Below are 11021 nucleotides of genomic sequence, written 5' to 3' on the forward strand. Positions count from 1 at the left end.
AAGATCTCCTGTTGTTCGTGGACAGCCATGGCCTGGGCCACGTCAGCCGGGGACATGGTCGCCTTCCAACCTAGTTGGCGTTCGGCCTTCGTCGGATTGGCCCGACTGATAGCGATGTCGGTGGGCCGGTAAAGTTTGGGATCGACAACCACGTGCTCACGCCAGTCGAGGCCAAGGGCGGCAAAGGCCTCTGCCACAAATTCGCGCAGGGTGATGGTGCGGCCGGTGGCGATGACGTAATCCTCAGGCGTGTCGCGCTGGAGCATGCGCCACATGGCCTCGACATACTGTGGGGCAAAGCCCCAGTCCCGGGCAACATCAATGTTGCCCAGGCGAAGGGTCTCCCCGGAGCCGGCGGCAATGCGGGCGGCCGCAGCCACGATCTTGCGGGTGACGAAGCGCTTGGGCCGCAGCGGCGATTCGTGATTGAACAGGATGCCGTTGCAGGCATAGAGATTGTAGGCCTCGCGGTAGTTGCCCACCTCGAAATGGGCGGCGGCCTTGGCCACGGCATAGGGACTGCGCGGGGCAAAGGGGGTCAGTTCGGTGGCCGGCTCCCCGCCGGTGTCGCCGAAGCAGTCGCTGGAGGAGGCGTGGTACAGCCGGGCCGGCACGCCGAGAAAACGCACGGCTTCGAGCAGATTGAGCGTGCCCACGCCAATGGACATGAAGGTTTCCACGGGCTGGTCAAAGGACAGCCCGACCGAGGACTGGCCGGCCAGATGGTAGATCTCGTCGGGCTTGACCGTGTTCAGCACGGTCAGCACGCTGCGAAAGTCGGTCAGGGTCACGGAATGCACCGCCACCCGCTCCCGGATACCCAGGGCGGCGAGGCTGCCAAGCGACGCCATCTGGGCGTCCCGTGACGTACCGGCCACTTCGTAGCCCTTCTCCAGCAGCAGTTGCGCCAGATAGGCTCCATCCTGGCCTGAAATGCCAAAAATGATCGCTTTTTTCAAAAAAAAACCTCCCTTCGTCGGGCAATACACGGTAGCAAAGGCCGCAACACAGCCACGAGGCCACCTTGTTGGTGCGGCAACGCTCGCCCGGACCAGCCAAGCCCTTCGGCGGTTCCCGGGCTGCATACAGCCGACGCTCCGGCTATCGTCCCGGCGTTATTTTGCAACAGCCTTGGCGGGCTCGCCCCGGCTCTTTACTTCCTCCCGTAACGATCCTCGAATCGGACGATGTCGTCCTCGCCCAGATAGGAACCGGATTGGACCTCAATCATCTCCAGCGGGATGACGCCGGGATTTTCCAGGGCATGGAGTTGCCCTACCGGGATATAGACGGACTGGTTCTCTGTGAGCAGCACGGTGTCCTGGCCGTTGGTGACGCGGGCCGTGCCCGTGACGACAACCCAGTGTTCAGCTCGGTGGTGATGCATTTGTACGGACAGCTTGGCCCCGGGCTTCACGGTAATGCGTTTGACCTGATAGCGTTCCCCGGTGTCGATGCTGTCGAAAGATCCCCAGGGGCGAAAGACTTCGCGATGGGACAGATGTTCGGTCCGGCCTTGCTGTTTCAGCGTATCGACGATGGATTTGATTTCCTGGGCTTTGCTTTTGTGGGCCACAAGGATTGCATCCGTTGTTTCCACGATAACGAGGTCAGAGATTCCCAAGGTCGCCACAAGCCGATTCTTGGCCATGACAAAGCAGTTGGTCGTGTCCTTCGCCAGGACGTCGCCCTTGAGGGTGTTGGCCTGTTCGTCCTGGCCTAGGAGATCACTTAACGCAGACCAGGAACCGACATCGCACCAGCCGGCATCGAGGGAGACAACGACCGCATCCCCAGTCTTCTCCATCACGGCGTAATCGATGGACACATTGGGGCAGCTCCCGAACAGTTCCGCATCGACGCGCACGAAATGCATATCGACGGCTTTCGTTTCCCGGGCCGCCCTGCACGCAGCCAGGATTTCCGGTCGGACACGCTCTAGTTCCTGGAGGTATTTTCCGGCCCGGAACAGGAACATGCCGCTGTTCCAGCGGTAGTCGCCCGAATTGACATAGGCCTGGGCGTTCTCGGCGTCCGGTTTTTCAACAAATCGCGCGACTTTGTGGCCAAATTCCCCCAAGGGTTCGCCTAGTTGGATATATCCGTAGCCGGTTTCCGGCGTTTTCGGCAGCACGCCCAAGGTGACGAGCTTGTCCTGCCCGGCCAATTGCAGGCCCCTTTCCAGGCTTTCCTGGAAGGCGGCGGTATCGGCGATGGCATGATCGGCCGAGAGAACCAGCAAAATGGGGTCTTCGCCGTTTTGCGTGGCATGCAGCGCGGCCAAAGTGATGGCCGGAGCCGTATTGCGGCCCACAGGCTCCAAAAGGATTGTGCCGCCTTCGAGACCCATTTGACGCATTTGCTCGGCGGCCAAAAAACGATGTTCTTCGTTACAGACCAGCACGGGAGACCGGTGCGAAAGTCCGTTCAGGCGCTCGATTGTGGCCTGCAGCATCGTTTTTTCGCCGTCGAAGGCCAGGAACTGCTTGGGATAGAGCATGCGCGACATGGGCCACAATCTCGTGCCAGAACCACCTGCCAGAATTACTGGGACAAACACAGTGCGGACTCCTTTGCTTTGCAACCTATCTGCCCGGTCAAGAAACAACAAGACGACATGTTGTGCGGGATATGTTGCGCTACGAATCGCCTCATGGCCTGGAGATGCATCTCAAAAAAGCGACGCCAGTTGCCGTATTTGAAAGTCAAAATTCCATGAACAGTGCGCTGGGACGCCACTGTTGCCTGCGTGCCGGCAACAGCAGGAGCAAAAAGCTCCTTTCGCGGCCCCTAGACCTCTACGGAATTCCTGTTGCTCTGCGAAGCGGCGTTGTGAAGCCCGCCTGCAAACCGACAGGATGACTCCGTACATGCCAAACACTACCACCTTCTTCGCCCGATTTCTACCCCTTCCCCCGCCATCTGTATTTTTCATGCCATCCAAGCGCCATAAAGCCAAATGTGTCCCTCGGACGCTGCGGGACTGGTTGCAACAGTCCTCAGGATCGGAGCCGGGCTGCTCAGGCAATCCGCGCCTTGGACCAATCAGAGCATGACCGCAATGCAAAAAAGCGACCATAATCTGCCCAAATGACAAGGCATCGCCGGCCGGACAAAAAAGGGAGGACGCCCGGCCCGCTCCTGGTATAGAACGTGCCACGCGCCGGACGAGATACGGCGTGCATCCACCCTGCGAGGAACCTGTTTCATGAACGCCCATCCCATTGTCATTGTTGGCGGCGGCATCGCCGGACTGACCTGTGCCGTGCGCCTGGCCGAAGCCGGCCGGCCCTGCCTGGTCCTCGAACGCGCCTCCCAGGTCGGCGGCCTGTTGCGCTCGGAAACCCTGGACGGCGTGGTCTTTGACTACGGCCCCCACGTGCTGTTCCTGGACGTGCCCGGGGAGGGCGAGGCCTTTTTGCGCGCCGCGCTTGCCGGCCAGCCGGTCATCCGCCATCCCTTCGCCTTTGCCGTGGCGGCCGGGGGACGGCTGTGGAAGTTCCCCAACCATCTCGACTTTTTCCGCTATCCGCTGCGCTATCAGATCGAGGCCGTGCGCGCCGCCCTCAAACGCCGGGGCGCGCCGCCGCCGGAACCCATTTCGGCCGAGCTTGAGCTGTCGGAAAAGTGCGGTCCGGGCCTGTACAATCTGCTGTTTCGGGACCTGTTTGCCAAAAAGGCGCTGACCCCGCCGGCCTTGCTGCACCATCACTGGCTGGCCCGGGTGGACCGCACCATCGACAACGACAAGGAGCCGTTTGCCCGGCGCGGCAAGGCGGCGGCGGTCATCGCCGCCCTTACCCGGCTGCGCCAGCGCTACTGGTATCCGGCCGGGGGCCTGGGCGACGTGCCGGCCCTGCTGCGTCGGCGCATCGAGGCGGCCGGGGGCGAGGTGGCAACCGGCGTCAAGGACATCACGCTGACCCGCGAGGGCGACCGCGTGACCACGGTGACGGCCGACGGCCGGACCATCACCCCGGCCCATGTGGTCTGGACCGCGCCGCTTGAGGGCCTAAACGCCGCCCTGGGGAGCGCTGCGCCGTCCCTGCCAAGCGTCACCATGCGCCTGGTCATGCTGACCTATGCCCGCACAAAGCGCACCGAACGGCCCTTTGTCTATACCTACCATCCCGACCCGGCCATGCAGGCCAACCGGATTTACTACCCCGAGTCGATCTACCGCGAGCGCGGCCCGGCCGACCGGGAAGGGCTGTGCCTGGAAATCAATCTGGAAGATGCGGCCGAGCCCGAGGAGACAACCCTGGCCCGGGCCGTGGCCGACGTGGCCGGCCTGGGGCTTTATCCGGCCGCCGCCCTTCGGGCCTCCCGGGTGGTCACCCTGCCTTCGGCCATGCCCATCTATCCGCTCGATTACGAAGCCCGGCTGGCCGCGGCCACTGCCCCGGCCCGGGCCGTGGCCAATCTGCACGCCGTGGGCCGGCAAGGCGGCTTCTATTTCTGCCTGACCCCGGCGGCCACGGCCCAGGGCCTTAAAATGGCCGACCATCTGCTGGGCGTCAAAAGGCCGGCCCCCCAGCCGGGGCCGGCCAAAAAATCCGGACTGCTCGACGCGGGCCTGGCCACCAAGGGGGCCGGGGCCGGGGAGCGGGTCAAGATCTTGAAGCGCCACGCCCAGGCCTTCGTGCGCCACGCGACCCTCAAACGCCTGTGGAACTTTTACAAGGCCGAGCGCAACCGTCTGCAAAAGCGCACCGTGCTTGATTCCATGCCCTATATCTTGAAGATCGAGACCACCAACATCTGCAATCTGCGCTGCGCCTACTGCTACGACGACCGCCGCGCCCCGGCCCCGGGCGAACGCCCTTACGGGCGGATGACCTTTGACCAGTTTAGGGGCCTCATTGATTCCTGCGGCGAGCACCTGTTTAAGATCAACATGTACGGCTTTGGCGAGCCGTTTCTCTTTCCCGAGACCCTGGAAATGATCCGCTACGCCACGGACAAGAACATTGGCGTTGGCGTGTCGTCCAACCTCAACCACCATGACCCGGACCTGCCCCGGCGCATTGTGGCTTCCGGTCTGGAAGTGCTGATTTTTTCCTGCCACGGCGTGTCGTTTGAGACGTCCGGCCGGTTCATGCGCGGCGGCAACGCCGATCTGGCCTTTTCCAATCTGCGGGCGGTTATTGCCGCCCGCACGGCCGCTGGCACGAAAACGCCCTTTATTGACTGGCAGTACTGCGTGACCGGCTTTAACGAGCACGAGATCGCCACGGCCCGGGAAACAGCGGCCCGGCTGGGCGTGGATCAGGTGCGCTTCATCCGGCCGTTTTTTCCGGAAACCGCGCCGGACGAATGGTTTTCCACCATGTTTCCGCGCCAGACCCTGACCCATGACCACGAGGCCGCCCCGGGCTGTTCCTGGCTCTACCGCTCGGCCTACATCAACTGGGACGGGGGGCTTATTCCCTGCTGCCGCGACCCCCGCGATCCGGGCGTGGATTTCGGCAACGTCTTTGAAACACCCTTGCCCAAGCTGTGGAATGGAGAGAAATACCAGGCCGCCCGGGCGCTTCTGGCCGATCCGGGCCGCCACGATCTGCGAAACGGCATTGTCTGCGGCCGCTGCCCGGTGACGCGGGGGAAATCTTGAGGTTCTCGTTGTCTTGGGGGGGAGGGGCTGGCCGGGCTGGAACCCGAAGGCGGCGCGTGTGGCCATGATCGCCAGACGGCCCTGGGAATCGTCGCTCTACCTGGTTTCTGTCTTCGCAACTCCCCCTGCCTGTCGGTCGAGCGTTCGGTAGACAGTTGGCCGTGCTATCGAAAACACTTCAGCCAGGTCGCTGATTGAGTAGTTCCCTGTGTCGTACATACGACGTAGCTCTTTTTGCTGCAGATCGGTCAGTTTTGGTTTTTTCCCACGCAGCTTTCCTTTCGCACGCGCGACAGCCATGCCTTCGCGCGTCCGCATCCTGATGAGGTCTGCCTCAAACTCGGCAAAGGTGGCGAGGATATTGAAGAACAACTTTCCCATCGGATCGGTCGGATCGTAGACGCTCGCCCCGAGCTGCAGTTTGACGCCACGCGCGGCAAGGCTGTCGCCTATGGCGCGCGCGTCCGGCACTGAACGGGCGAGACGGTCAAGCTTCGGAACGACCAGCGTGTCGCCGCTGCGTACAGCCGCCAGCGCTTGGTCGAGACCAGGCCGCAGGCGGTTCGTCCCGGTGAAGCCATGGTCGGTATAGATGCGATCCGGTGCGACTCCGAGCCGGAGCAAGGCATCCTGCTGGGCCGCGAGATCCTGTTTTTCCGTCGAGCATCGAGCATAGCCGATCAGGGTGTGCGCCATGCCCGAAAGTGTAACGTAAAAGGCCCCATCACTGCAAAAGAAATCGTACCATTCTATTGAGACACGGTGGGTGGCGCTGTTGCGCGCCCAAGGCGGGATGCGTCCGAGTGTCCGTTAAACGATCCCCTTTCGGACACGGGAGGCCAGAAGCCGTTGCCGGATCGGCTCGGCCGCGCCCAGGGTTGGCGCCCGGTTGTTGCTTTTTTCTAAGACGGTCCCTTCCGGGCCGACAGGCAATACTGTCCGCCAAGGGGCAGCCAGCCGAAAAGCGCCTCGAGGGGGGCAAGCGCGGCCAGAGCCGGGGGAACGAAGCTGACATAGCGCCGTCGGATGTCGTGCAAGCCGGCTTCGCGGCACAGCCCTTCGGCCTCGGCCGCAGCAAGCAGCGTCACCCCGGCGTCGAAGGGACAGCGGGCCACGATCCGCCGGGTCAGCGGATTGACCGGGTTGTGCTCGAAAACCAGCAGCCGCCCGCCCGGAGCCAGCGCCGCCGCCATGGCGGCCAGGACCGTCCCCCGGGCCGTGGCCGGCACGTGGTGGAGCACGCCGGCCACGAAAACCAGATCAAAGGCCGCCGGCGGCACGGCGTCGCGCCCCAGGTGGTACAGGGCGGCGGTTGGCGCGGTCCTGGCCGCTTCCTCCAGGGATTTTTCGGAAATATCGCCTCCGGCCACGGTCGCCCCGGGAAAGGCGGCCTGCAAATAGGGCAGGTTGCCGCCGGTGCCGCAGCCGTATTCCAGGATGCGCCGGGGCGGGCGGGCGCGCAAAAGCGCCTTGGCAATGGCCGCCTTGCGCTGGCGAAAAAAGCTGATGTCGCCCCCGGCCGCCCCCAGGCTCTGGCGCAAAAGCGCCTCGTAATTGGCCGCGTAGTCGTCGAAATCCTGGCTCACGTGGTATCCCCCAGGCCCCTCCTGTAGCGTCGGTTGTGACCACGGGCAAGGACTTGTTGGCCGGTCGGTCGTCCCTCCGGCCAAGCCCGCTTCGGGACGACCGGTCTTGCCAGAGCCGCCGGCCTTTGACACAACGCCAGTATGCGCCGCCTCTCCAGACATTTTTTCCCGGCAACAACCCTTGTTCCGGCCGGGCTCCTGGCCGGCCTGCTCGGTCTGGCCGTCGTGCTTGGCAACTGGCGCGAACCGCTGCTGGCTGCCGCGCCCCTGCCGCTTCTGGCCCTGCTCTTTGGCCGTCGCCGCGATGCGCCGCTTCCCCCGGGACCAGACGCCCTGTTCGTGCGGGGTTGCCTGCTCTATGCCCTGGCCGCCCTCGTTCTGGCCGGGGTGGACCTGCTCGTCCAGGTGCGGCTGGCCGAACTGCTCTCGCCCCTGGCCACCAACCCCATCGAAGGCCGCGAGGCCCTCAAGGGCTGGCTGCTTCGTACGGGCCAGGCCATCTATCCCGGAGCCGAACCGGCCTGGCCGCGCCTCATAACGCTCTATCCGCCGCTTTTTTACATCGTGACCGCCGCCTGTTCCGTCCTGGCCGGTCCGGGACTGTTGGCCGGCAAGCTGGCCGCCCTGGCCGGCGGCATGCTGCTTCTGGCCGCGCTTTTTGGCCTGGGCCGGCTGGCCGCCGGAACCCTGGTCGGGATGCTGGCCGCCCTGGCCTTTTTTGCCACGCCCGAAGCCGGGGTGGTTGTTGCCTGCAAACCCGACAGTCTGGCCGTGGGCTGTCTGCTGGCCGGCTGTCTGGCCTTTGCCGCCGGCCGGGCGCGCCAGTCCCGCCGCCTGCTGCTGCTGTCCGGGGCGCTTATGGCCCTGGCCTGCCTGGGCAAACAGCAGGTCTGGCCCCTGGCCGCAGCGTTTGGCGCAAGCCTTTTTGCCTACCGCCTGTCCTGGCCGCAGCGCCGGGCAGCGCTGGCCGGTCTGGCCGGGACCGGACTGGTCCTGGCCGCCGCCTCCCTGCTCTGGTTCGGGCCGGGGCTCGTGGCCCAGACCATCCTCTTCCCCCAGGCCATGAGCGGGCTTGCCGCCGACAACAGCGCCGCCTCGGCCCTGGCCCGGGCGTCGGCCTACCTGTCCGGCCATTGGCCGCTGCTGGCCGCCTACGCCGGCTGGCTGTTCGTGTGCGGCCTGCGCCGCCGCCTGCCCCTGCCCGATCTGCTGCTCCTGGTCTATCTGCCCAGTCTGTGGCGCACGCTCATGTGGAGCGGCTCGGACACCAACCATTTCCTGTTTGTTTCGGCAGCGGCCGCCCTGGGGGCTGCCGCTCTGGTCGGGACCCTGGTTTGCGGCCGACCGGCGGCCCGGGCCCTGGCCGTCCTGGTCCTGGCCGCCCTGGTCCCGGTCCGCATCACCCTGCATGGGCCGTCGGCCCTGTCCCTGGCCCCGCCCCAGGCGGCGGTGGACGAAGCAACCGCCGTGCGCGCCGCCCTGGCTGCCGTCCCCGGCCCGGTGCTCATGGACGCCGAAGGGGCCTATCTTTTTGCCGGGACGCCGGATTTTTCGCGCCTAAGGCTCTACGACGCCTTTGAAACCGACCTGTATGACCGTCTGGGGCTGGCCCCGGCCGCCGACTCGCCCATGGCCGCCGACATCGTCAAACGCCGGGCGGCCCGGTTTGTCGATTCCCAGGTGTTTATCAGCCAGAAGCTTTTGTCCCTGCTGCATCTGTATTTCGAGCCGGCCGAACGGGTGGGGCGCTATGCCTTTTACCGGCCGCGTCCGGAAACCGGGCTTCTCGCCATTCCCGTGGCCGACCGGGTGGCCCGGACCGACGGCGGCTGGAGCGCGGCAGCGTCCGAGGCCGTCAACGTGCGCAACTGGGGGAGTTATATCCAGGCCGAAGACCCGGGCAAACCGCTAACTCTGACCTATGCCGTCAGCGGTCCGGCAGCGGCGGGGCAGGCCCTTGTTTCCTACTGTCCGCGCCTGACTGCCCCGGGGCAGACGGTAACGGTCGTGGCCAGTGCGGCCGACGGCCGCGAGCTGGCCAGGACGACGCATGGCTTTGGGGATTTCCCCGAGCGAGGGGAAGGTTTTGACAATCGGACGCAGTTTGCTTTCAGGCCGGACGCTGCGGCCTTTGCCGTGCGTTTTGAACTGACCGGCGCGGCCCAGCTGTGGCTGAATGCAGCGCATCCGCTGGTGGTCGGGGCAGCCGAATCCGGAGCCGGCGGATAACGAGCGTTGGGTGCGGAGCGTGTTCCGTTGTGCCGCTTTTGTGGGCGCGTCGGGGCCTGTTGTGCGAGGCGGCATGATGCAGTTGGCGGGGTTCCCCGGCCGGGCGGACGTAGCGGGGGTCACGTCACCGAACGGAAATTTATGCACGCTAAGGGTTCCGCAAGGGTCTCAGGTGTCCCTGGATGACGTGCTTGCTGAGATTCCAAACGTAGTCACCCGTGAGATTGATGTGCTCCCAGCCCAAAGGGGATAGATGCCGGATGAGATCCTCCCGAATAGGCTCGCCTTTCTTCCGAAGCAACTCAAGGGCGCGCTCAAGGTAGACCGTGTTCCAGAGAATTATGGCGGCCACCACAAGGTTTAGGCCGCTGGCTCGGTGGTTCTGATTCTCGAATCCTCGATCCCGCATTTCACTTAGACGGTTGAAGAATACCGCACGGGCCAGGGCGTTACGCGCTTCACCTTTGTTCAGTCCGACGTGGACTCTCCGGCGTAGCTCGGGATCCTGAAGCCACTGGAGAACGAATAAGGTCCGCTCGATCCGTCCCACTTCTCGCAAGGCCAATGCTAGACCGTTTTGACGAGGATAGCTTCCCAGCTTCCTGAGCATGAGTGAAGCCGTGACTGTGCCCTTCCGAATAGAAGTGGCCAGTCGAAGAACCTCATCCCACTGCGCCAGCAGATGCTTCTTTTGGAGTGTTCCACCGATGAGGCTCGCCAGTGCGGAGTACTCACTATCTCGGTCTGGGAGATAGAGCTTCTTGTCCGCAAGGTCCCTGATGCGATGAGCAAAATGGAAGCCCAAGAGATGACACAGGCCAAAGACGTGATCGGTAAATCCTGCTGTATCCGTGTAATGCTCCTCGATCCGGATATCCGACTCGTGGTAGAGGAGGCCGTCCAAAACATAGGTGGCATCCCTAGCTGTGGCATTGATGACTCGGCTATGGAACGGGGCATATCGGTCCGAGATGTGGGTGTAGACCATCACCGATGGATCAGTCCCATATTTCAGATTCAACTGCCCGGCGGGCTCCCCACGCCCACCGGCACGGTATCGTTGACCGTCCGAGGAAGACGTGTTGCCCTCGCCCCAAACTTTGGAAAGCAGTTGCTGATGTTGAGCATTGACCAGTTCAGCCAGGGCCTTGGTATAGGTCTCGTCCCGGATTTGCCACGCGGCCAACCAGGAAAGTTTGGCATAATTTGCATCCGGGCAGGCCTCAGCCATCTTCGACAAGCCTATATTGATTCCATCGGCCAAGACTGCCGTAAGGAGCAACGTGGGATCTGAAGGCGGCTTGCCACTCTTGAGGTGGGTGAAGTGCCGAGAGAAGTTCGTCCAGCGGTCCATCTCCAGTAGCAACTCCGTGACGCGGATGTGCGGCATCAGGTCGTAGACCTAACGCATGGCTGTAGCCGCTTCCTCGGGGACGAGGTTGGTCAAAGGCGTCACCCTCAAGACCCCCTTACTGAAGGTGGCATCCGGCAATGCTCCTTGATCGGCGAGGGCGTTGACCTTGGCAAGCTCTTCACGAAGGAGGTCCAGGCGCCTCTCCAAATACCGCTCGCCATCTGGTTCCACAGGCAAT

The 11021-nt window shown here is 63.8% G+C and carries 6 protein-coding genes and 1 pseudogene; 2 read left to right on the top strand and 5 right to left on the bottom strand.

Features of this window, described 5'->3' with window-relative positions:
- Both NY78_RS21170 and NY78_RS21175 read right to left on the bottom strand, forming a co-directional pair.
- Nucleotides 1-959: GDP-mannose 4,6-dehydratase (locus NY78_RS21170; protein WP_043640808.1), on the bottom strand; the 959-nt coding region annotated here is incomplete at its 3' end.
- Nucleotides 960-1153: 194 nt separating this feature from the next.
- Nucleotides 1154-2608 (bottom strand): mannose-1-phosphate guanylyltransferase/mannose-6-phosphate isomerase, encoded by a 1455-nt coding sequence (locus NY78_RS21175; protein WP_331428935.1) that lies wholly within the window; start codon nucleotides 2606-2608, stop codon nucleotides 1154-1156.
- A gap of 600 nt (nucleotides 2609-3208) precedes the next feature.
- On the opposite strand from NY78_RS21175, the gene NY78_RS21180 reads away from it, so the two are divergent.
- On the top strand, nucleotides 3209-5614 hold the full coding sequence (locus NY78_RS21180; RefSeq protein ID WP_043640813.1) for an FAD-dependent oxidoreductase: 2406 nt from the start codon (nucleotides 3209-3211) through the stop codon (nucleotides 5612-5614).
- Between the two features lie 96 nt (nucleotides 5615-5710).
- Here NY78_RS21180 and NY78_RS21185 read toward each other — a convergent pair whose 3' ends face one another.
- Together NY78_RS21185 and NY78_RS21190 are read right to left on the bottom strand one after the other, a co-directional pair.
- Nucleotides 5711-6310, bottom strand: coding sequence for a recombinase family protein (locus tag NY78_RS21185; RefSeq protein WP_043640817.1), 600 nt, complete (start codon nucleotides 6308-6310; stop codon nucleotides 5711-5713).
- Nucleotides 6311-6516: 206 nt separating this feature from the next.
- A complete protein-coding gene (locus tag NY78_RS21190) occupies nucleotides 6517-7200 on the bottom strand; it encodes a class I SAM-dependent DNA methyltransferase (protein ID WP_043640820.1) in 684 nt (227 codons plus the stop codon).
- A gap of 141 nt (nucleotides 7201-7341) precedes the next feature.
- On the opposite strand from NY78_RS21190, the gene NY78_RS21195 reads away from it, so the two are divergent.
- Entirely contained in the window at nucleotides 7342-9429 is a 2088-nt protein-coding gene (locus tag NY78_RS21195) for an ArnT family glycosyltransferase (protein WP_047960338.1), read from the top strand.
- A 148-nt stretch (nucleotides 9430-9577) separates the two neighbouring features.
- Here NY78_RS21195 and NY78_RS21200 read toward each other — a convergent pair.
- Nucleotides 9578-11021, bottom strand: a pseudogene (locus NY78_RS21200) (Tn3 family transposase); the annotation flags it as partial.

Source organism: Desulfovibrio sp. TomC (assembly GCF_000801335.2).
Classification (GTDB): Bacteria; Desulfobacterota; Desulfovibrionia; order Desulfovibrionales; family Desulfovibrionaceae; genus Solidesulfovibrio.

Excerpts from the sequence above, each read along its gene's own strand:
- NY78_RS21180 (WP_043640813.1), top strand. The coding sequence starts at position 3,209 with ATGAACGCCCATCCCATTGTCATTGTTGGCGGCGGCATCGCCGGACTG.
- NY78_RS21185 (WP_043640817.1), bottom strand. The coding sequence starts at position 6,310 with ATGGCGCACACCCTGATCGGCTATGCTCGATGCTCGACGGAAAAACAG.
- NY78_RS21195 (WP_047960338.1), top strand. The coding sequence starts at position 7,342 with ATGCGCCGCCTCTCCAGACATTTTTTCCCGGCAACAACCCTTGTTCCG.